General features: G+C 62.2%; 16 protein-coding genes and 1 tRNA gene. 11 read left to right on the plus strand and 6 right to left on the minus strand.

The window, feature by feature from the left end; all coding sequences use genetic code 11:
• Positions 1 to 24: 24 nt before the first annotated feature.
• Complete coding sequence (locus ACIPPQ_RS01615) at positions 25 to 603, minus strand: thermonuclease family protein (protein ID WP_446542465.1); 579 nt, start codon at positions 601 to 603, stop codon at positions 25 to 27.
• Positions 604 to 839: 236 nt separating this feature from the next.
• Here ACIPPQ_RS01615 and ACIPPQ_RS01620 point away from each other — a divergent pair, with 236 nt between their 5' ends.
• A complete protein-coding gene (locus tag ACIPPQ_RS01620; RefSeq protein WP_446542466.1) occupies positions 840 to 1709 on the plus strand; it encodes an IS1595 family transposase in 870 nt (289 codons plus the stop codon).
• A 75-nt stretch (positions 1710 to 1784) separates the two neighbouring features.
• Here the strand turns inward: ACIPPQ_RS01620 and ACIPPQ_RS01625 are convergent, their stop codons facing one another.
• On the minus strand, positions 1785 to 2648 hold the full coding sequence (locus ACIPPQ_RS01625) for a hypothetical protein (protein WP_446542467.1): 864 nt from the start codon (positions 2646 to 2648) through the stop codon (positions 1785 to 1787).
• A 116-nt stretch (positions 2649 to 2764) separates the two neighbouring features.
• On the opposite strand from ACIPPQ_RS01625, the gene ACIPPQ_RS01630 reads away from it, so the two are divergent.
• The 6 genes from ACIPPQ_RS01630 (at position 2765) to ACIPPQ_RS01655 (ending at position 10705) form a co-directional block, all read left to right on the plus strand.
• Complete coding sequence (locus ACIPPQ_RS01630) at positions 2765 to 3814, plus strand: MarR family transcriptional regulator (RefSeq protein ID WP_446542468.1); 1050 nt, start codon at positions 2765 to 2767, stop codon at positions 3812 to 3814.
• 39 nt (positions 3815 to 3853) lie between these two features.
• On the plus strand, positions 3854 to 4363 hold the full coding sequence (locus tag ACIPPQ_RS01635; RefSeq protein ID WP_446542469.1) for a hypothetical protein: 510 nt from the start codon (positions 3854 to 3856) through the stop codon (positions 4361 to 4363).
• Positions 4364 to 4483: 120 nt separating this feature from the next.
• Positions 4484 to 7999 (plus strand): tetratricopeptide repeat protein, encoded by a 3516-nt coding sequence (locus tag ACIPPQ_RS01640; RefSeq protein WP_446542470.1) that lies wholly within the window; start codon positions 4484 to 4486, stop codon positions 7997 to 7999.
• A 64-nt stretch (positions 8000 to 8063) separates the two neighbouring features.
• Positions 8064 to 9035, plus strand: a complete 972-nt coding sequence (locus ACIPPQ_RS01645; protein WP_446542471.1) for a magnesium and cobalt transport protein CorA — start codon at positions 8064 to 8066, stop codon at positions 9033 to 9035.
• A gap of 71 nt (positions 9036 to 9106) precedes the next feature.
• Positions 9107 to 9182 (plus strand) — tRNA-Val (locus ACIPPQ_RS01650).
• Between the two features lie 65 nt (positions 9183 to 9247).
• Positions 9248 to 10705: an amidohydrolase family protein gene (locus tag ACIPPQ_RS01655; RefSeq protein WP_446542472.1), complete on the plus strand. Its 1458-nt coding sequence runs from the start codon at positions 9248 to 9250 to the stop codon at positions 10703 to 10705.
• Here the strand turns inward: ACIPPQ_RS01655 and ACIPPQ_RS01660 are convergent.
• Both ACIPPQ_RS01660 and acnA read right to left on the minus strand, forming a co-directional pair.
• A complete protein-coding gene (locus ACIPPQ_RS01660) occupies positions 10702 to 10977 on the minus strand; it encodes a CBU_0592 family membrane protein (RefSeq protein ID WP_446542473.1) in 276 nt (91 codons plus the stop codon). The two genes, ACIPPQ_RS01655 and ACIPPQ_RS01660, sit on opposite strands and share 4 nt — an antisense overlap.
• A gap of 73 nt (positions 10978 to 11050) precedes the next feature.
• Positions 11051 to 13723, minus strand: a complete 2673-nt coding sequence (gene acnA / locus ACIPPQ_RS01665; protein WP_446542474.1) for an aconitate hydratase AcnA — start codon at positions 13721 to 13723, stop codon at positions 11051 to 11053.
• 334 nt (positions 13724 to 14057) lie between these two features.
• Here acnA and ACIPPQ_RS01670 point away from each other — a divergent pair, with 334 nt between their 5' ends.
• From ACIPPQ_RS01670 to ACIPPQ_RS01685, 4 genes are all read left to right on the plus strand, one after another.
• On the plus strand, positions 14058 to 15089 hold the full coding sequence (locus ACIPPQ_RS01670; RefSeq protein ID WP_446542475.1) for a PP2C family protein-serine/threonine phosphatase: 1032 nt from the start codon (positions 14058 to 14060) through the stop codon (positions 15087 to 15089).
• Positions 15082 to 16146 (plus strand): serine/threonine-protein kinase, encoded by a 1065-nt coding sequence (locus tag ACIPPQ_RS01675; RefSeq protein ID WP_446542476.1) that lies wholly within the window; start codon positions 15082 to 15084, stop codon positions 16144 to 16146. The genes ACIPPQ_RS01670 and ACIPPQ_RS01675 overlap by 8 nt, the downstream gene beginning before the upstream one ends.
• Complete coding sequence (locus tag ACIPPQ_RS01680) at positions 16146 to 17219, plus strand: serine/threonine-protein kinase (protein ID WP_446542477.1); 1074 nt, start codon at positions 16146 to 16148, stop codon at positions 17217 to 17219. The genes ACIPPQ_RS01675 and ACIPPQ_RS01680 overlap by 1 nt, the downstream gene beginning before the upstream one ends.
• A gap of 424 nt (positions 17220 to 17643) precedes the next feature.
• Positions 17644 to 18243: a hypothetical protein gene (locus ACIPPQ_RS01685; protein ID WP_446542478.1), complete on the plus strand. Its 600-nt coding sequence runs from the start codon at positions 17644 to 17646 to the stop codon at positions 18241 to 18243.
• A 50-nt stretch (positions 18244 to 18293) separates the two neighbouring features.
• Here ACIPPQ_RS01685 and ACIPPQ_RS01690 read toward each other — a convergent pair whose 3' ends face one another.
• Positions 18294 to 18455 (minus strand): Flp family type IVb pilin, encoded by a 162-nt coding sequence (locus ACIPPQ_RS01690; RefSeq protein ID WP_446542479.1) that lies wholly within the window; start codon positions 18453 to 18455, stop codon positions 18294 to 18296.
• A 5-nt stretch (positions 18456 to 18460) separates the two neighbouring features.
• Positions 18461 to 20797, minus strand: coding sequence for an EAL domain-containing protein (locus tag ACIPPQ_RS01695; protein WP_446542480.1), 2337 nt, complete (start codon positions 20795 to 20797; stop codon positions 18461 to 18463).
• Between the last annotated feature and the right edge of the window lie 2 nt (positions 20798 to 20799).

Consider the following 20799-nt stretch of genomic DNA (forward strand, 5'->3'; position numbering starts at 1 on the left):
GAAACGGCGGCGAGGCATAGCGGCCTATGAATCGGGCGGGGCGAGTGCCGTTGCCGGGCGCTCGTGGACGGCGCGCCAGTCGGCGGGGCGGACGAAGTTGCCCTGCCAGATTCCGCGCTGGCGGGCCTGCGCTTCGGCTTCCTCGACCATATAGGCGTCGCTCGTCGCCACGGCCCAGCCCTGCCGCACCATTTCGGCGCCGAGGTCGATCCCGTCCGGAAAGGCGGCGGTGCGGCATGTGGCAAGAGTGCGACCATAGTGATCCTTCGCCGCCAGCTCGCAATGGAGCGCGCCGCGGCCGGCAAGCTTTTCCAATGCTGCGCGCGCCTCCCGGCCGCACGGCCATGGCGCACCCGTGCGCGTGCAATCCTGCCGATATTCGACCGCGTCGATTCCCGTCAGGCGGATCGTCAGCGGTGCATCCTCCTGCCGCACGGTCAGGCTGTCACCGTCGATGACATGGACGAGCGGAACGGTGGCAACAGGCGCGGGCAGCCACACCCACGCGGCAAACGCCAGCGCGGCGAGCAGGAACAGTCCGGCCAGTGATCGGGCGCGCCGTCGCCAGCGTATGCGGGCAAGGGAGGGCGGGCGAGGGGGCATCACTCGTCGACTGACCCGGATGCGCCAGCTTGGCAAGCGTGAATAAGATGTTGACGAAAAGAACAAACCATGTCCAAAATGGACCATTCCGACCCGGCCACCTTGCGCCGGCTCATGCCGCAACAGGGGGCTTGGGTCCGGATTGGCGGCAAAGAGGAACGAACAAAAGGTGAATATAGCCGAAATGAGGTGATTATCCCCTTGCGACAAGTAAGGCTTTTTGGTAGATAATCAGCATGAGCACGAAAGCCCCGACCCTTCGCCAGTTCCAAGCGCGCTTCCCCACGGAAGAAAGCTGCCTAGATCACTTGATGCGCGTCCGTTACGGTGAGCGTCACGACTGCGAAAAGTGCGGCAAGAGCGCGAAGTTCTACCGCGTTGCGAAGCGCCGCAGCTACGCTTGCGAATGGTGCGGTGCACAGGTCTACCCGACCGCTGGCACCCCCTTTGATCGAACCCGCACAAGCCTTCGCGACTGGTTTTTTGTGATGTTCCAGTTCTGCTCGTCGCGCAGCGGTGTCGCCGCTAAGGAAGTCGAGCGCCAGATCGGCGTCACCTACAAAACGGCATGGCGCATGTGCCATGAAATCCGCAAATACATGGCGATTGTGGACGGCGACGAGCCGCTGGGCGGCTTCACCAAGCAGGTCGAAGTCGATGAGACGATCATCGGCGGCTATACCGACGAAGGCCGCATGTCGAACAAGACGGTTGTGATCGGCATGATGGAACGCGGCGGCAAGGTGATGACCAAGGTTGTCCCGAACCAGCGCCGCGCAACCCTGCTCCCGATCATCAAAGAGAATGTGAAGCTGCACAGCATCGTCCACACCGACGAAGCTGGCGCATATCTGACGGTCAACGCAGAGGGCTATTATCACATGTCGGTGAACCACAGCGCGGGCCAGTATGTCGGCGCGCAGGGGACGTCGGTAAACTCGATTGAGGGCTTCTGGGCGCAGCTAAAGCGGTCGATCAACGGCACCCATATCCACGTCAGTCAGAAGCATCTTTCGAAGTATCTGGGCGAGTTTGAGTTTCGTCACAATCGCCGTCATCGCCCTTCGACGATGCTGGACGAGTTGCTGACTTCCTTTGTGCGCTAGGGGCGTCGCCCTGCGCCATTGCGCCCAGAAGGGCATCAAAGCGCCTATTGGCTTTGTCGTCTCTTCCGCTCACGATTATTGGTCCATCTCAATACGCTGGTTCATCAAGAAAACTTCTGGGGTGGAGGCGTCGCCGATCACGCGTTTTAGCATTGCGATCATCTCTTCCATCTTTGCATCCTCAATCAACCAAGCTCGCTTCTTCGCGCCATCGGCCCAAATACCGGCTTCCTCCGGCAAGATTGTATGAGTGACGCCATCGGCCGTAATTGCTTCGGTGCGCCGTTTTATCGCGTTTTCTAAACCACTTGCTTTGGCACCCAAATAAGGAAGCAATCGGGTGACCTCAGCATGTGGCCCCTTGCGCCCACCTGTGCCAATCGATGAGCCTCTCTTGGCACTATGCAGTTCCCGCGCGCGCTCAATCCCGGGTAACAGTTTGGCGGCGATTTTTGCCCTCTCGATCGCCTCAACAAAGTTCGCGGTAGATCTGATCCGAGCGATGCTACTTTGTTGGGTGTCCAGCCGGGACGATATTCCTTCTATCGCATTTGCCAAAGCCGTCATCTGCTCCCGTATATCCGAGTCATCGTATAATAACGGGCTGCCATCGGTTGCCGGCGTCTCCTCTCTTACGATTTGGCGGACACGTTCTTCGTTTAAACCGTCCGGCCCCGCCTGCGCGCTCTCGACAGTTTTTCTCGTCCCACTCCACAGAAGCCACGCGGCAACGGCGGCTGCAGCAATAAGAAGAAGGGTCGGCACAGGCCACGGCGTTGTGAATAGCCAATTCAACATGTCAGGCATGCGTTTCTTCAACGCCGCATAGTCCTCCGGTGTCGTGGACGCCCCGATAATCGTGAACGCAAAGCGGACCAAGCCGAACACTATTATGACCAAAGTGAGCAGTATGCCGCCTAGGAGTCGAAGGTAGTTCATATCTCCTCATATCATCGCCCCTCCCGGAGTCGAGGGATACTTGTCGCAAGGGGATAATCACGCGAAATGACGACATAGTTACGCCGGGGTGGAGCGATGGAAACAGGGATGGCGGCATGATGGACCAAAGGACGCAAATCGACTTCGACACATCGGCGCTTCCGGCGCGCGGTTTTCATCCGGGCGAGCTTTGGAGGGCGCCCGAAACCGGCGACACGATCGCCAAGGGCACCGCATCGCCCCTGTTGTTCATCGGGACGCAGGCCGACCTGCCCGACACGTCAATCCTTCGTGGCATACGCGTGGCCGGAACGCTCCCCGCGGAGCGGGCGGCGGCCCATATCCGGCAGACCGATACGCTCGACATCGTCTGGCTGGCGGCAGCCGATACGGTGGGTGAGGAAATGCTCGCCGATATTTTGACGGCGACAGGCGAACGGGGCTGCAACCTGATTTGCGAAACCTCGCTATCTGGGCTCGACGCGGTGGTCGCTGCGATCCCGGCGTCGCTTGGGGTTCAATTGCTCGTCGATGCCGATCCGACCGAAAGGCTCGTCGCACTCGCGGCCGCGCGGCGTACACGGCACGGCGTGGTCCATGACATCGCGCGCGACGATGCGATGGAGCGGATCGACCGGTTGCAGGAAGAGGTCGCGCGTATCTCGCGCCTTCTCGGCGACCTCGCGGGGCAGCGCGGCGGGCTCCCGGGCACGCCGACCGGCGTGGCGACGCCCTGGGATGTGGATTCGGCCGATTATGCGGAGCAGGTCCGCGCGCCGTCGCGCGATTTTGCGGCGATGCCGCGCAGCTTCGTTCCCGAAGAGCGCACGCTCGACCGGCAGCGTGCCAAACAGGTGCGGCGCATGCTGCGCCAGCGCCGGATGCGCGAGCAATATTTCCCCGCCGACCTGTTCGCCGATCCGGCGTGGGACATGCTGCTCGACCTCTATGCCGCGCGACTCGAGCGCCAGCCGGTGTCGGTGTCGAGCCTGTGCATTGCCGCCGCAGTCCCCGCGACGACGGCGCTGCGCTGGATCAAGACGATGACCGATGCCGGGCTGTTCCTGCGCGAAGCCGATCCACACGACGGGCGCCGGATCTTTATCGCGTTGGCAGAGGGAGCGTGCGATGCGCTCGCGCGCTATTTCGAGGCGCTCGACGAATAGGCTTGGTCCGGCAGGGGCGGAGCGGTTAGGCTTCGGTCCATGAAGGATGTCGAAGTGGTCGTGAACGACCGCATGCAGCAAGGATATCACTATACGCGCACCGCGCCGATGGGGAAGGCGTTCGATCCCGGTTTCGAGCCCGAACTCACTCCCGCCGAGATGCTGGCGCTGGGCGTGTTCTGCGGAAAATATATGACCGACTGCACCGCCGAATTTCCGGCGGACTGGTTCGAACATGCCAAATTCGCGTCGGGGCGTGCCGATTGTTCGCTCAATTATTTCGGCATCCGGGCGAGCGTGCCCTTGCGCATCTGGATCGAAAAAGGGTGGATCCATCCCGACGATCCGCGCGGCTGGTTCCAATGGTATTGCCGCTATTATTCGGGACGGCGAATGGCCGGAGAGGATGATAGGCAGATCGCGCGCTGGCGCGCATTCCGGCGTCACGCCGCGCAGGTGCGCAAGCATTGCGAGCCGGGCGACCCCTTTTGCCGGCCGAAGCAGCGGCAGGCGCTGCTGCAATGGGCCTATGACAGCCGCGATATCTGATCGCGCGCGTTCCCGGTGATACCCGTCACATCGCGGTTAGATGCTCTGGCCTATGTCCGCGACAAGTGACAATATCCCAATCTATTCTGTATGTTGGGTCAAAACAGGGAAACCCGCTTCATGGCCAGCCGCCGACTCCGCCTCCTCGCGCTCCTTCTCGCCGCGCCGCTATGGACCGCCGCTCCGCTCGCCTTCGGTCAGGAGGCGCCGCCGGCCGAACTCGACGGCGACCAGCAAAAGATGCTCGACCTGATCAACAGCGGGATGGAACTCGATCGGGCGGGCAAGACGCGCGAGGCGGGTGCGGTCTATCGGCGCTGGATCACCGAGGCAACGAAGCGTTACGGCGCCGATGGCCTGATCACCAGTCTGGGTTACCGCCTGCTCGCCGGCAATCTCGAGGACCAGAATCAGCCGAAGGAAGCCGAGGGCTATTGGAAGCGCCTGCTCGACATCAACCGCTCGGTTCTGGGCGAAAGGGACGACGAAACGCTGGCGGCCTATGGTTTCCTTTCGTCCAACTATATGAAGCAGGGCCGCCCTGCCGATGCGCTGCCGCTGCGCCGCGCAATTCTTGCCGCGCGCACGGCGGCCAAGGGCGAGCGCGATCCGAAGACGATCGTCGCGACGAGCAACCTTGCGTCGGTGATGGCGGAACTCGGCGACATGAAAGGGGCGGAGACACTCTATCGCAAGGCGCTTCAGACCAGCCTCGCCGTCCACGGCGAACAGCACCGCGAAACCGCGTCGGGATATGCCAATCTGGCCGTCGTGCTGCGCGGCCTCGCGCGGTACGACGAGGCCGAGCCGCTGCTCGAAAAGGCGCGAGTGATCGACGAAAGCCTGCCCGGGACGACCGGCGCCGACCTTTCGCTGCGCTATTATAACAGCGCGGTGAATTTCGGCGACATGGGGCGCTATGCCGAGGCGTCGGCGGCGGCGAACAAGGCGCTCGACCTCGCCCGCGCCGCAAAGGGCGACGACAGCACCGAGGCTGCGCTCGGATACACCGCGGTCGCGTACAGCCTGACGCTTGCGGGGCGGTTCGGCGAAGCCGACACCGCCTATCGCAAGGCGCTCGCGATCCGTTCCAAAGCGCTTGGCGGGAACCACCCGCTGACCGGTGAGGCCTACAATAATCTGGGGCTGAACATGGAGAAGCAGGGTCTGCCGCCGAGCGCGATCGAGCCGCTGGTGCGCAAGGCGCTCGACATCACCCGCCAGTCGCTCGGTGAAAGCAGCGAGCGCACAGCGACGATGTACGCGAATGTCGCGCATAATCTGAACGAGCAGGGCCGTTATTCGGAAGCCGAGCCGATGTACCGGCGCGCGCTCGAAATCCAAGAGCGCGTGGGCGGGGTCAATCACCCGGCCTATGCCACCACCCTGATCAACCTCGGCTATAATTTGCGCGACGATGGCCGTTCGGAGGCTGTCGAGCCGTTAATGCGTCAGGCACTCGGGATTTTTCAGGCGAAGTTCGGCGACGACAATCCCGAAACCGCCTGGGCTTATCTCAGCCTGGGATCGACCCTCGGCGGTCTGGGCCGTCACGCCGAAGAGGCCGAAATGACACGTAAGGCGCTCGAGATCCGTCGTCGCCTGCTCGGTGAAAATCATCCGCTCACCGCCGTTGCCTATAACAGTGTCGCGGCGGCGCTCGTCCGCGGTGGCGGTGCGAACGGCGACAAGGCCGCCGAGCCCTATTACCGTCAATCGCTTGCGATCCTGCAGCACAATGTCGGCGAGACGCATATCGACACCGCTTACGCCTACGATAATCTAGCGTCGAACCTGCTGCGGCAGGGCAAGGCGGCCGAGGCCGAGCAGGCGGCGGGGAAAGCCGTCGCGATCGTGCGGCGCCAGAACGACCAGAGTGCGGCGGGCCGCAACGCGGTCGCGCTGTCGGGCCTCGACCGGCAACAGGGCAATCCGAATCGCGGCGTCTTCACCACCTATATGAACGCGGCGTTCGGATTGATGAGCGATACGCCGGGAGCGGCAGAGCAATCGCAAATCCAGGATCGGGCGTTCCGTGCCGCGCAGGACGCGGTCAGCTCCGCCGCGGGCCGCGCGGTGCTCCAGACCGCGGCACGCGGCGCCGCGAAAACGCCGCAAATGGCCGAAGCGGTGCGTCAGGAACAGGATCTCGCGGCGCGCGCCAACCTCGTCGACAAGAATCTGCTGCGCGCGCTTGGCGATCGGAAACCGGTCGAAGCCGCCCGGCTGCGCGGCGAGTTCGACAGCGTTCAGGCCGAGCTTGCGGACGTCAGCGCGCTGATCGACAGGAAATATCCGTCGTACCGCCAACTCGTGTCGCCGCGCCCGATCGCGCTGGCCGATGCCCAAAAGGCGCTGCGACCGGGCGAAGCCTTACTGTTGATGACCGAGGCGGCGAACACCTTCCACCTTTTCGTCGTCACCCCGAACGCGGTCGGCTGGAGTCGCCCGGCGAAGGAAATCGGCATCATCCTCAAACAGATTTCGGACTTGCGCTGCGACGTCGATTTCGCGACCTGCTCGGCGGCGCGCAAGGCGGAACTCGATGCCCTCCCGGCGACGGTGAAAGAACTCGAAGGGCATCGGCGCTTCGATATCGACACCGCGCATGCACTGTACAAGGAACTGATCGAGCCGGTCGAGCCGCTGCTGAAGGACACGCAGCGCATCTATGTTGCGAGTTCGGGGAAGCTCGGCGACCTGCCGCTCGCGATGCTGTCGGCGACGCCGCTCCCCGAAGGAGCCGATCTCGCAGACCCTGACACGCTGGCCCGCGCGGGCTGGCTCGCCGATCGCTTCGCTTTCACCAGCCTCCCCTCCGTCGCGGCGCTGACCCTGCCCCGCGAAGCGCGCGCTGCCGGGCGCGACAGAAGCTTTCGCGGCTATGGCGCGCCGGTACTGCTCGGCGGCGACACGGGGTCGCGAGCTGCGGCAGGTGTGGGCGTCTTCGACGGCGTTTCTGCGGCGGGTTCGCCGCTTGCCGATCCCGATGCGCTTCGCCGGCTTGCGCCGCTCCCCGGCACCAAGGTCGAACTCGCCGCGATGGCCGATCTTTTCGGCGCGTCACCCGCCAGCCTGACGCTCGATGGTAAGGCGACCGAAGCAGCGCTCCGGCAGGACGCGACCCTGTCCACAAGCAACATCGTCGCGATCGCGACACACGGCCTGCTCCCCGACCCGGGTCTCGGTCTCGGCGAGCCGGGGCTCGTGCTGACACCGCCCGCAGCGCCCAGCGACCTCGACGACGGATTGCTGACCGCGACCGAGGCGGCGCGGCTGACACTGTCGGCCGACTGGGTCATCCTGTCGGCGTGCAACACCGCATCGGCGGAAAATTCGGGCGGCGGTGACAGCCTCTCGGCGCTCGCGCGCGGTTTTCTCTACGCTGGCGCCGACGCGCTGCTCGCAAGTCATTGGCGCGTTTCGGACGAAGCGACCGCGGTACTGACGGTAGAAACGCTGATGGCACGGCGCGCCAACCCCGACGTATCGCGGGCGCAGGCGCTTCAGTCGGGGATGAAGGCGGTGCGCAGCGGCAAGCGCACCGACGGCACAGCGGTTCCGGGGTGGAAGGCCGACTGGGCGCATCCGGCCGCATGGGCAGCCTTTACCAACGTTGCCAACCGCGACGATTGAACGCATTTCCCTTCCTCGCGGCGCGCTCTATGTAGGCGCCGCAGATCTTGGGAGTTTCCGCCGCATGCCGATTATGGCCGCCCGCCTCTATCACGACGGCAAGCTCGTCCGCGACATCGGTCCGGACGAGGAACTTCCCGAAGATTGCGACGACGGCGATTTCTTCTGGCTTGGCCTTTACGAACCCACGCCAGGGGAACTGGAGGGCATCGCCAAGCGGTTCGGCCTCCATCCGCTCGCGGTCGAGGATGCGCTGAAAGCGAACCAGTTGCCGAAGGTCGAGGCCTATGGCGACCAGCTCTTCGTCATCACCCGCACCGCGAACCTCGATGCCGATACGATCCATCCGGGTGAGACCGCCTTTTTCCTCGGGCCGCATTTTTTCGTCAGCGTCCGTCACGGGTCGGCGCGGACGCACACCGATATCCGCGCGCGGCTCGAAACGCTGCCGGCCAAGCTTGCGCACGGCCCCGACTATGTCCTCTATGCGGTGCTCGATTTCATCGTCGACGGCTATTTCCCCGTCGTCGATGCGATCGAGGACCGGATGCTGCTGGTCGAGGAAAGCGTGATGGACACGCCGCTCGATGCCGCCGAGATTCGCCATCTTTACGCCCAGCGGCACGAAATCATCCGTTTTCAGCGTCTTGTCGGGATGATGAAGGAAGTCGCGGGCCGCCTCGCAACCGAGGAGGATTTGCCCAATATCGATGCCGCGGTACGCCCCTTCTTCCGCGACATCTGGGATCATGTACAGCGTGCCGAATTTCGCCTCACCGGCCTGCGCGATATCGCTGCGTCAGTGATCGAAACCAACGGCATGCTCGAACAGCAACGTCAGGGCGTGATCACGCGCCAGCTCGCCGCGTGGGCTGCGATCCTCGCCGTGCCGACCGCGATTGCCGGCATCTATGGCATGAACTTCGAATTCATGCCCGAACTCGACTGGGCCTTTGGCTATCCGTTCGCGCTCGCCTTGATCTTCGGCGGATCGGGGCTGGTTTTCTGGCGCTTCAAGCATATTGGCTGGCTCTGACGCGCGCGTCTTGCTTGCCAGCGGGGGCGGCTTGTGGCAGGGCGCACCTCCCGCTGATGGCGACATCTGGGGGGCGCTTAGCTCAGTTGGTAGAGCATCTCGTTTACACCGAGAGGGTCGGCGGTTCGAGCCCGTCAGCGCCCACCATTTCTTCCCCTTGTTGTTTGGGGCGCGGTGGAGCTAAGGCACTTTCCAGTCGGAAAGGTCGCCCCATGAAATCTCTGTTCCTGGTCCTCGCAACGTCGCTGTTCGCCTTTGTAACCCCCGCGTTCGCGGCGCCGAAACAGGGCGACGTCATCATTCGCCATGTGACGGTGGTCGATGTCGAGGCTGCGAAGACGGTCGCGGCGCAGGCGGTGGTACTGAAAGGCGCCGATATCGTCGCGGTTGGCGCCGATGCCGCGATTGCCAAGGACTGGCGCGCCGGGCGGACGGTCGAGGGCAAGGGGCGCTATCTGATCCCGGGCCTCTGGGACATGCACGTCCATTTCGGCGGCGGCCCCGAATTGATCGAAGAGAATAAGGCGCTGCTACCGCTTTATGTCGCGAACGGCATCACGACGATCCGGGACGCATCGGGCGATTTGCCCGAACAGGTGCTTGCGTGGCGCGGCGAGATTGCCGCCGGAAAGCTCTTCGGTCCGCGCCTGCTGAGCTCGGGCGCGAAGATCGAGGGCATAGCGCCAGTGTGGAAGGGCACGATCGAGGTCGGGACAGAGTCCGATGTCGATGCCGCGCTCGACCGGCTCAAGAACAGGGACAAGGTCGATTTCGTCAAGATCACCGACAGCACGCTGAAACCTGAACTGTTCCTCTATGCACTGCGGCAGGCGAAGGCGCTCGGTATCAGGACGTCGGGGCATATCCCGATGGCGTTGACGACCGAACAGGCGGTCGATGCGGGGATCAGCTCGATCGAGCATCTCGATTATGCCTATAATGCCGGCGCGAAAGACGAGGCCGCGATCGCCGCCGATTTCGCGGCGAAGCGCATCGACCGCGCCGAGGCGAACCGGCGGCTCGACGCGGGGTTCGACCGCGATACGGCGATGGCCGCCTATCGCCGCTTTGCCGCGAAGGGTGTGTTCGTCACCCCGACGCTCAACGGCAGCCGGATCATCGCCTATCTCGATCGCGACGATCATTCGAAGGATCGGGGCGTCGCCTATATCGGACCGAAGCTGCGTAAGACCTATGACTGGCGCATCGAGCGCGCGGCAAAAGCCGACGCCGCCGCCATCGCCGCGCGGCACAAGCAGATCGAGGATGTCGCGACGATCCTGCCGATGCTCGCCGAGGCGGGCGTGCCGATCATCGCGGGGACCGACGCGGGCTTCCTCAACAGCTTCAACTATCCGGGTTTCGGACTCCACGACGAGATCGGCCTGTTCGTCGAAAAGGGCCTGACGCCGGCGCAGGCGCTCGCTTCGGCAACACGTGCCGGGCCGGCATGGTTCGGCTGGCTCGATCGCTATGGTGCGGTTCGGCCGGGCATGGTGGCCGATCTGGTGTTGCTGTCGAAAAATCCGCTCGACGATATCGCCGCGACCCGCGCCATCGATACGGTCGTGATGCGCGGCCGGGTGCTGGATCGTGCGGCACTCGACAAGATGCTCGCCGACGCGCGCGCGAAGGTTGTGGCCTGGAATGCCGAGGCGGCCAAGCCTTAGAGCAGCGCAGCGCGCGCGACCTGCCGTGCGCGCCAGACACTCCACAGGGTGAACAAACCCATCGCGGCCCAGATGACGTTGAGCACCGCCGAGGGCAGCGCGCCATTATAGCCCGAATTGATGATGAAGCCGCCGGCGCCGATCACGTTCATCCATTGATAAAGATAGCTGCGCCCTTCGAGCCTGCCGAGCGACAGCAGGATGTATGCGGCGAGGATGATGACGGCGGCCGCCCAGCCGATGGCTTCGATCACGATCACTTCGGCGCTCATGCGCATCCTCTCCAAACAAAAACGCCCGCCCCGGTGAGGGGGCGGGCGCTTTTAGCATCAGCTGTCTGCCGCGTCAGGCGGCAAGCTTGCGCAGCACATAATGCAGGATGCCACCGTTCATATAATATTCGACCTCGTTCGCCGTATCGATGCGGCAGAGCGTGTCGAAGCTGAAGGTCGAGCCGTCCGCGCGCGTGACGTTCACGGTGACGGTCTGGCGCGGCTTCAGATCCGCGACACCGGTGATGGTGAACTGGTCGTCGCCGGTCAGGCCCAGCGTTTCGCGGCTCTGGCCTTCGAGGAACTGGAGCGGCAGCACGCCCATGCCGACGAGGTTCGAGCGGTGGATGCGCTCGAAACTCTCGACGATCACGGTGCGGACGCCGAGCAGGTTGGTGCCCTTCGCCGCCCAGTCGCGCGACGAGCCGGTGCCATATTCCTTGCCCGCAATGACGACGAGCGGGGTGCCGTCGGCCTTGTGGCGCATCGCGGCGTCGTAGATCGGCATGACTTCGCTGCCATAGCGCGACATGCCGCCTTCGATGCCGGGGACCATTTCGTTCTTGATGCGGATGTTGGCGAAGGTGCCGCGCATCATGACGTCGTGGTGGCCGCGGCGGGCGCCGTAGCTGTTGAAGTCGGCCTTGCTAACCTGATGTTCCATCAGCCATTTTCCGGCCGGCGAGTCCGCCTTGATCGAACCGGCGGGGCTGATGTGGTCGGTCGTGATGCTGTCGCCGAGGATCGCGAGCGGCTTTGCGTTCACGATATCCGACACCGGCGCCGGCGTCATCGTCATGCCCTCGAAATAGGGCGGGTTCGCGACATAGGTCGAGCCCGCGCGCCACTGATAGGTGTCCGAGCCTTCGACCTCGATCTTCTGCCAATGCTCGTCGCCCTTGTAGACATGGGCGTAGCGCGCCTCGAACATGTCGCGGTCGACCGCGCCCGCCACCGTCTCGGCGACTTCCTGGTTGGTCGGCCAGATGTCTTTCAGGAACACGTCGTTGCCCGACTGGTCCTGCCCGATCGGGGTGGTGGTGAAATCCTCGATCACCGTGCCCTTCAGCGCGTAAGCGACGACGAGCGGCGGCGAGGCAAGGAAGTTCGCGCGCACGTCGGGCGACACGCGGCCTTCGAAGTTGCGGTTGCCGGAGATGACGGCGGCGGCGACGAGGCCGTTTTCGTTGATCGCCTTCGAAATCGGCTCGGCGAGCGGACCCGAATTGCCGATGCAGGTCGTGCAGCCATAGCCGACGAGGTTGAAGCCGATATTGTCGAGATGCTTCTGGAGGCCCGCCTTGACCAGATAGTCGGTCACGACCTGCGACCCCGGCGCGAGCGAGGTCTTGACCCACGGCTTGGGCTTGAGGCCCAGCGCGTCGGCCTTTTTCGCGACGAGCCCCGCGGCGACGAGCACCCCGGGGTTCGAGGTGTTGGTGCAGCTGGTGATCGCGGCGATGGTGACGTCGCCGTCGCCGATGTCGAAATCCTCGCCCTCGACCGGAACGCGCGTCTGCGCCTTTTTATAGGTGTTGACCATGTCGGCGTTGAACACATCGTCGACGTCGGGAAGCGAGACGCGGTCCTGCGGACGCTTCGGCCCCGCAAGGCTGGGGACGACGGTCGACAGGTCGAGTTCGAGCGTGTCGGTGAACACGGGGTCGGCGGCGCCCTCGACAATCCAAAGCCCCTGCGCCTTGGCATAGGCTTCGACCAGCGCGATATTCTCGTCGCTGCGCCCGGTCAGGCGCATATAATCGAGCGTCTTGTCGTCGACGCCGAAGAAGCCGCAGGTCGCGCCATATTCGGGCGCCATGTTGGCGAGCGTCGCGCGGTCGGCGAGGCTCAGCGAGGCGAGGCCGGGGCCGAAATATTCGACGAAGCGGCCGACGACGCCCTTGGCGCGCAGCATCTGCGTCGCGGTGAGCACGAGGTCGGTCGCGGTGACGCCTTCCTTCAGCGCGCCGGTGAATTTGAAGCCGACGACTTCGGGGATCAGCATCGACACGGGCTGGCCGAGCATCGCGGCTTCCGCCTCGATCCCGCCGACGCCCCAGCCGAGCACGCCGAGACCGTTGATCATCGTCGTGTGGCTGTCGGTGCCGACGCAGGTGTCGGGATAGGCGACGGTTTCACCCGACGCATCCTCGCTCGACCACACCGCCTGCGCGATATGTTCGAGATTGACCTGGTGGCAGATGCCGGTGCCCGGGGGGACCGCCTTGAAGTTCGACAGCGACTTCGAACCCCATTTCAGGAAGTCGTAGCGTTCGCCATTGCGATAATATTCGATTTCGACATTCTGCTCGAACGCCTTGGGGTGGCCGAATTCGTCGACCATCACACTGTGGTCGATGACGAGATGGACGGGGACGAGCGGGTTGATCTTCGTCGTGTCGCCGCCGAGCGTCGCGATCGCATCGCGCATCGCGGCGAGGTCGACGACGCACGGAACGCCGGTGAAATCCTGGAGCAGCACGCGCGCGGGGCGATACTGGATCTCGCGGTTCGAATGCGGGTCCTTCTGCCAGTCGACGATCGCCTGAACATCGTCGGTCGACACGGTGAAGCCGCCATCCTCGAAGCGCAGCAGGTTTTCGAGCAGCACCTTCATCGAGAAGGGTAGGCGCGAAACGTCGCCGAGCTTGGCTGCAGCCTTGTCGAAAGAATAATAGGCGTAATTCTTGCCGCCGACGCTCAGCGTCGAGCGGGTGCCCAGCGTGTCGTTGCCCGTGGTCGTCATAGGATTGCAGTCCCCATGTTGGCGCGGCGGGGAATGACTGTCCGGTGGCGAAGCGGGAGAGCGGGGCCAACGGGAGTCGCACGCGCGGGTTTATGTTGGCGCCGCCTTACGCCGAGGGGTGGGAAATGCAAGGGGGTGGGGGAGGGTGGCGAAGGATTGGACCGTATATCTGTCCCGACCGAGCCTTCGCCAAAATCACACGCTTTTAATCTGCCAGTTGCAAGGCTAGCTACAAGCGATGTCAACAGATTCCTTTTCACCCTACGCATCCCTTCGCCGAGAGATCGCAGAACGTCTGAGTTCATTCTTTGTCACGACGACGGATGGACGCAGTATGAGCCTTGATGCGGGAGCAGCGGTCGCCACATCGCAAGGTCCGCATAGAGAGCGGAACGAAGACCGATGTGCAATCGTGAGATTTCGTTTCGGCTCAATGCGACCAGATTTGCGCCTCGGTATATTGTGTGACGGTATGGGCGGAATGGCGAAGGGGGGCGAGGCTGCATCACTCGCTCTCGGAGCGTTTATTGCAGAATTTGCGACGATAGACCCGGACTGTCCACTCCATGATCGTCTCGACAAAGCTTGCAGATTTGCAAACGTTGCGGTGTACAATTCGTTCAGAGGTGAGGCGGGTACGACGCTGACCGCAATTGCATTCGGTGTAAGCACCCGCTGGGCTGTCCATGTCGGGGACAGCCGCTTGTATGGACTTGATGATCGAAGGCAAATTGACCTCCTCACTCAAGATGACACAGTTTCAGGGGCGGTAAATGCTCATCTAGGCCAGAGTGATGAGGACGATATGGATAATCGTCTTCTCCAGTTTGTCGGAATTGGCGACACTCTCGATCCGCACTTGATGGACGTTTCGCAAGATTGGGATCACAGCCTTTGGCTGCTCACTTCTGACGGCGCTCATAGCGTTGGGCGAAAGGTCTTGGCGGGAGTTTGTGAGGGGAGCAAAAACCCTCTCGATTTGGTTCGAAAACTGGTATTCGTTTCAGAGGCCATCAACACACAAGATAATGCGACTGCTATTTGCATTAGATCAGGACACGTAAAGTCCAGCGACGAAGAGCACGAAGGCTTAACCATTCAAATCACTGCGCCAGATAGAAATTTGGATATTTGGCTCCCGCCCAGCGTAATCAAAATTCCCCCCATAAAAGAGGCGAGTACTGCAACGATAGAAACGGCCGATGTGGGCGGAAATGATTCGAAAATTCCACTTCCTCGTGCCGCTCGGACCAAAAAGTCACGTGCCAATCGCAAGAAACGGGGCGCCCAAAAGTCAATGGAAGAGGCAAAAGATTCTGAACTTCCAATGGACGTTATTTTTCAGATAGGTGATGAGAATGATTAATCTTCCTCATCGCTATTCAAATATATTGAAACAGTTCCCTAATGGAGGAATGGCTGATACTCTGCTGTGTGAGGATTCCAATCTTCAGCGTCAGGTGGTCGTTAAGAGTCTGAAGCCGGGAATAGAGGCGCATAGATTGCTTGACGAATTAGCAGCGCTTTCAGCAATCCGCTCCCGATATGTCGTTCAAGTGTTAGATGTAATTATAGACGGTGGGCAGCCAGTGGGCTTCGTCGAAGAGTATCTCCCTGGGGATGAGCTGGCACCATGCGACCCCGCTACAGCGACGACCGACGATGCTCTAAGAGTACTTTACCCAATTGCGGCCGGGATATCGGAAATCCATGCGCATCAACGGGTACATAGAGATATCAAGCCGGAAAATATGCGCTACGACGCAGAGGGGCATCTCAAGATATTCGATTTCGGTCTAGCGAAACTTGAGACAGCGATTGGTACTAATGTTCTCTATTTCTCCGACGGTTACGCTGCTCCGGAATCGTTCAAGAAGAATTCTAGCGGGCTATACACTTTTGACTATCCGCTTGACGTATACGCGTTTGGCTGTGTTGCTGTTTGGTTGCTTAACGGCGGAGCAATTTTCCCGGAGATGACGGGTGTTGTGCCTTCCATACCGGCTGGATTTGATTTCAATAATCTTCCAGTAAAAGTGAGCCCGGTCACGGCCGGAATCTTGCTCCAATGCTTGTCAGCTGACCCCGCCGCCCGTCCCACAATGTCTCAGTGCAGAGATCATTTGAGCGCCGAGCTCTTACGTGACCGGCATAAGATGATGCTAACCTCAAAATCGGGTCAGGCCATTCTCAGTTCGAGCCAAAGAAGTGGTACTATAAAGGGGAATGGTAGTTCGATTAGCGTAAATTACGATGGCCTCCATTTCTCGGTATCTTCCGTGACGGGGGTAGTCGCAATTAACAACGCGGCTGCTGTGGTCGGCCAAATATTGACAGGGTCTACGGTCATAGTTTTGCGGCAGGCTGGAAGCTGGGCGCTTTCTGTGACGTGTGATGTCTCTCATCCGGAGGTCGTATTGTAGTGGCCATATTGAACTCTCATTCAGCACCAATTTCAGGTCGTTACCAAATAATAAAATGGATCGGTGCAGGCGGTATGCAAAATGTATACGCTGCTCATGATTTATTATTTAAGCGAGACGTCGCCATCAAGACTCCGAAAGAAGGTGCAACTCTTAAGAGATTTGAAAAATCAGCAGTGATGAGTGCCAAGGTGAATCATATAAATGTGGCTAAAACTTTGGACTATGTCGAAGATATTGGAGTTCCTTTTCTGGTAGAGGAACTCGTGAACGGCGAAGATTTCTCAAAATTCTTTCCTAAAATAATACCGATAATGCCTCCATCGGCCTGCGCGCGTATCTTTCATCAATTGGCAAGGGGGTTGGCAGCCTCGCACCACGCTGGCGTGGTTCATAGAGACTTGAAGCCAAGTAATATAATGGTCGTAAATGGCGCGCGGCTTTCATCCGTCAAAATTACCGATTTTGGGATTGCCAAAATGGCAGAAGCTGAGATCGGAGAGTGGGCGGAGGTAGGCAAAGGCGGCACTACCTCCTCTAAAACCGTGCTAGGAGCGATCCCGTACATGGCGCCAGAAAGCGTCACAAATTTCTCTGAGGCCTCCGCACCAGCGGATGTGTGGGCTATAGCTGCCATTGTTTATCAGCTTTTGTCTGGAAAACTTCCTTTCGGAGAAGGGCTTTTGAGTATTCCTGCCATCCTTAAAGGCGATACGCCGCCGGTTCCTCAAGCAATATCAGCGTTGCAGTTTCGGGAATTAGGCACAGAGTTGTATGACATTATAGTGAAGTGCTTAAACCCTGACCCTAAAATCCGAATAACGGCAGAAAATCTAGTGTTAGCTTTGGAGCCGCTTTGTTATGCGGTTGATGAATATGAGATGGGAAGCATCACGAAGGTGCATACCTCCTATTTGGGATTTCTGCGCTCCGATGATGGTGTTGATGCAATGTATCACATCGAGAGCTTCTATGGAGGTGTGAGTCCGGCGGTGGGTCAGCGAGTTTGGTTTGCTCGCCATCCGGGAGAGGGCAATGATCGAGCCTTCCCACTTGTTAGGTTGGCAGGTTGAGTTTCTAACTCGCGGTTACAGTTGCATCAGACTCAAGCACTACCCCACTAGCCATCCAGCCAATACTAACAACTGCCGATACCGAGTATCACCGATATTTTGATCATTCCCCCACTCCAATGAGTAATAACGGTCCGCCTAGGCCAAGTGCCGGGTCGCAATCCTTGTTGGGGAAATTTTGCTTTCCTAATTTGTCCAAATAGGTTCAAAATCATTCCGATTCATTCCAGGTGATTCGGGAGATGGAGCTATGGGGCGTAAGGTAGCGCGTGGTTCGCAAGGGAAATCGGGGGAGACGGGCGGCGTGGGGGATCATGCCCTCCCCGCTGCGACTAGCGGGCAAGCCCGCAAGTCTCGCACCCCCTCCCGCAAGCGGGAGGGGATCAAAGAGGGGCGGGAGGGGTTTAAGCACGCCAATCCCTTCATGCCGGGGCTGCGCGTACGATCGGACGGGTGGACTGCGGCGCGGACGCGGGTGTTCCTTGCGACGCTGGGGCGCACGGGGTGCGTCACCGATGCGGCGCGGATCGCGGGGGTCAGCACGACCTCGGTCAATCGATCGCGCGCGCTGTTCGCGCCGTTCGACAAGGCGTGCGGCGAGGCGATCGCGCGGGCGCTGCGCGGGCTGGAGGCGGTCGCTTACGAGCGCGCGGTCGAGGGGCGCGAGATGGTGATCCTGCGGAACGGAAAGGAGGTCGAGCGGCGGATCGTGCCGTCGGACGGGCTGCTGGGGCTGCTGCTGAAACGTGGCGATCTGAAGAGTGGACGCGACATTCAGCTTACGCCGGAGGAGGCGCGAGCCTATGAGCTGCCCGAGGCGGTGCGGCACCGTTTCCTGTCGCGCGAGGAATATTTCGACGGCATCGTTTTCGACAAGTCACGCCGCGACTGGGACGCGGGCAAGGTGCAGGGGCCGACGTCCGAAGAGACCGACGCCGCGATCATCGCGCGGCTCGCCATCCTGCGCAAACAGCGCGGGTGGAATACCCCGCTTTGCAGCAAGTGCGGCGAGGAGGCCGATTAGCGGGAACGCGCGCGGCGCGCGCCTGCCGCCGCGCGCCGCGCCGCCGGTGGTCAGGGCAGCGCGTCGGCGATCGTCGTGAAGATCGCCGCGAGGTTCAGCCCGAGCATCTGGAAGGCGATGATCGACGCGAGCGCGATCAGCGCCGCGATCAGCCCATATTCGATCGCGGTGGCGCCGCGCGTGTCGCGGAGGAGGCGGGGTTTCGTTGTCATCGGGTTCACCCGTCCGAGCGCGCTTCGCGCGGGGTTGCGGCGGCATAGGGATCGCCCGCGGGATAGCCGAAGAAATAGCCCTGCGCCTGCGGGCATCCCTCGTCGAGCAGCATCTGGCGCTGTTCCTCGGTCTCGACGCCCTCGGCAACGATCGGCATGTTGAAGCTGCGCCCCAGACCGACGATCGCGCGCACGATCGAGCGCGCCGCGTCGTCGTCGTTGAACGAACTGACGAAGCTCTTGTCGATCTTGATCTTGTCGAACGGAAACGCCTTGAGGTTGCTCAGCGACGAATAGCCGGTACCGAAATCGTCCATCGCGATGCGCACGCCCATCGCGCGGATTTCGTGCAGGATCTTCAGCGCCGCCTGCCGGTTGCGGATGAAGGCGGTCTCGGTGATCTCGAGCTCGAGCCGGCGCGCGTCGAGCCCCGACTGCTCCAGCGCGTCGCGGACGATCGCGGGCAGGTTGGGAACCTGGAACTGGATCGTCGACACATTGACCGCGATCGAGACATTGTCGGGCCAGCCCGCGGCGACCGCGCACGCCTCGCGCAGCACCCATTCGCCGATCGGGAGGATCGCGCCAATCTCTTCGGCCACGGGGACGAAATCATCGGGCGGGATATCGCCGCGTTCGGGATGCTCCCAGCGCAGCAGCGCCTCATAGCCGACGACCGATCCGAAGGCGGTGGCGACGAGCGGCTGGAAGACGAGGTAAAGCTCGCCGCGACCGATGGCGTGGCGCAGGTCATGCTCGAGCGCGCGGCGTTCGCGCGCGATCTCGTCCATTTCCTGGTCGAAGAAGGCGGCATGCCCGCGGCCGTTGTTCTTGGCGCGGTAGAGCGCGGTGTCGGCGTTGCGCTGGAGCGTTTCGGCATTGTCGCCGTCCTGCGGGAACAGCGAGACGCCGATGCTGACCCCGACCGCCATCGGATCGTGCGCGACGTCCATGTCGATAGCGACATTTTCGAGGATGCGGCTGGCGAGCTTGCGCGTGTCGTCGGGGCTGGACACCGCCGTCTGGATGATCAGGAATTCGTCGCCGCCGATGCGCGCGACGAGGTCGTCGCCGCGCACCGATGCGCGCAGGATGTCGGCGATGCGGCACAAGATCTCGTCGCCGGCGCCGTGGCCGAAAATATCGTTCACCGCCTTGAAGCGGTCGAGGTCGAGCGCGAGCAGCCCGAAGGGCTCTTTCGCATCGATCGCCGCGTCGAGCGCGTGCACGAAATGCGCGCGGTTGGAGAGGTCGGTCAGCGCGTCGTGCGACGCCAGATGCTCGATCGCGCGCTGCGCGCGCTTGCGGTCGGACAGGTCGCGGATCGCGATGACCTGACAGCTGCGGCCGCGATATTCGATCGTCCGCGTCGCGATTTCGAGGATCTGGTCCTCGTCGGGACTGCCCCGCAGCCGCGCCTCGGCCGAATAGCCGGTGGGAATGTCGAAGGGGCCGCCGTCGATCGCGACGAACCAGTCGCCCGGCGCGCTGCCGAGCAGGGCGCCGCTGCTCACCCCGGCGAGTTCGCAAAGCTGGCCGTTGACCTCGACGATCCGGCCGTCGTGCGTGATCGCCAGCGCTTCGAGCGTCGCTTCGGCCAGGCCATGCGCGTCGGTGAGCCAGCGGTCGACGAGCGAGCCGGTGAGCGCGAGCGCGATGAGCGCGGCATTGGCGAACACGATCGCGGGCACCAGCCAGTCGCGGCTGGCATAACCGGTGAGATCGGCGCCGCGCGTCGGGTCGGGGACGAGCGTCGTCGCCGACATCGCGGTGAAATGCAGCGCGACGATCGCGAGCACCGACAAGGCGGCGGGCAGGGCGATCTTGCGCCACCCCGACGCGCGCGAAAAGACGAGGAGCGCGGCGGAGAAACACGCCCACGACAGCGCGGCCGACACGAGGATCGGGACGACCTCGTAGGTGACGCGCGCGGGGGCGATGATCGAGGCCATGCCGGTGAAGTGCATCGCCGCGACCCCGACCGCCGCGCCGGCGCCCGAAATCACGCAATCGCGGGCGGTCGGCGCCGCGCCGAGCCAGCGGAAGGCGGCCCAGAAGAATGCGATCGCGATCGTGACCGACAACAGGGTCAGGCTGGCATCGAAGCGGATCGGCATCGACCCGCGATAGGCGAGCATCGCGACGAAGTGCGTCGCCCAGACCCCGACGCCCTGCGCAATCGCCGCGACGACGATCCAGTGCCGGCGGCGCGTGTCGATGCAGAAGGTCGACCGGTTGAGGATGACGAACAGGCAGGCGTTGCCGAGGATGCAGACAAGCGCGGCGACCAAGACCAGCCGCAGGTCATGCTGATAGGCAACGCATTCGAGGACAGTGAACATAA

Source organism: Sphingopyxis sp. LARHCG72 (genome assembly GCF_052871675.1).

Coding starts and splice junctions, on each gene's coding strand:
- ACIPPQ_RS01615 (WP_446542465.1), bottom strand. CDS start 603: ATGCCCCCTCGCCCGCCCTCCCTTGCCCGCATACGCTGGCGACGGCGC.
- ACIPPQ_RS01620 (WP_446542466.1), top strand. CDS start 840: ATGAGCACGAAAGCCCCGACCCTTCGCCAGTTCCAAGCGCGCTTCCCC.
- ACIPPQ_RS01625 (WP_446542467.1), bottom strand. CDS start 2,648: ATGAACTACCTTCGACTCCTAGGCGGCATACTGCTCACTTTGGTCATA.
- ACIPPQ_RS01630 (WP_446542468.1), top strand. CDS start 2,765: ATGATGGACCAAAGGACGCAAATCGACTTCGACACATCGGCGCTTCCG.
- ACIPPQ_RS01635 (WP_446542469.1), top strand. CDS start 3,854: ATGAAGGATGTCGAAGTGGTCGTGAACGACCGCATGCAGCAAGGATAT.
- ACIPPQ_RS01640 (WP_446542470.1), top strand. CDS start 4,484: ATGGCCAGCCGCCGACTCCGCCTCCTCGCGCTCCTTCTCGCCGCGCCG.
- ACIPPQ_RS01645 (WP_446542471.1), top strand. CDS start 8,064: ATGCCGATTATGGCCGCCCGCCTCTATCACGACGGCAAGCTCGTCCGC.
- ACIPPQ_RS01655 (WP_446542472.1), top strand. CDS start 9,248: ATGAAATCTCTGTTCCTGGTCCTCGCAACGTCGCTGTTCGCCTTTGTA.
- ACIPPQ_RS01660 (WP_446542473.1), bottom strand. CDS start 10,977: ATGAGCGCCGAAGTGATCGTGATCGAAGCCATCGGCTGGGCGGCCGCC.
- acnA (WP_446542474.1), bottom strand. CDS start 13,723: ATGACGACCACGGGCAACGACACGCTGGGCACCCGCTCGACGCTGAGC.
- ACIPPQ_RS01670 (WP_446542475.1), top strand. CDS start 14,058: ATGAGCCTTGATGCGGGAGCAGCGGTCGCCACATCGCAAGGTCCGCAT.
- ACIPPQ_RS01675 (WP_446542476.1), top strand. CDS start 15,082: ATGATTAATCTTCCTCATCGCTATTCAAATATATTGAAACAGTTCCCT.
- ACIPPQ_RS01685 (WP_446542478.1), top strand. CDS start 17,644: ATGCCGGGGCTGCGCGTACGATCGGACGGGTGGACTGCGGCGCGGACG.
- ACIPPQ_RS01690 (WP_446542479.1), bottom strand. CDS start 18,455: ATGACAACGAAACCCCGCCTCCTCCGCGACACGCGCGGCGCCACCGCG.
- ACIPPQ_RS01695 (WP_446542480.1), bottom strand. CDS start 20,797: ATGTTCACTGTCCTCGAATGCGTTGCCTATCAGCATGACCTGCGGCTG.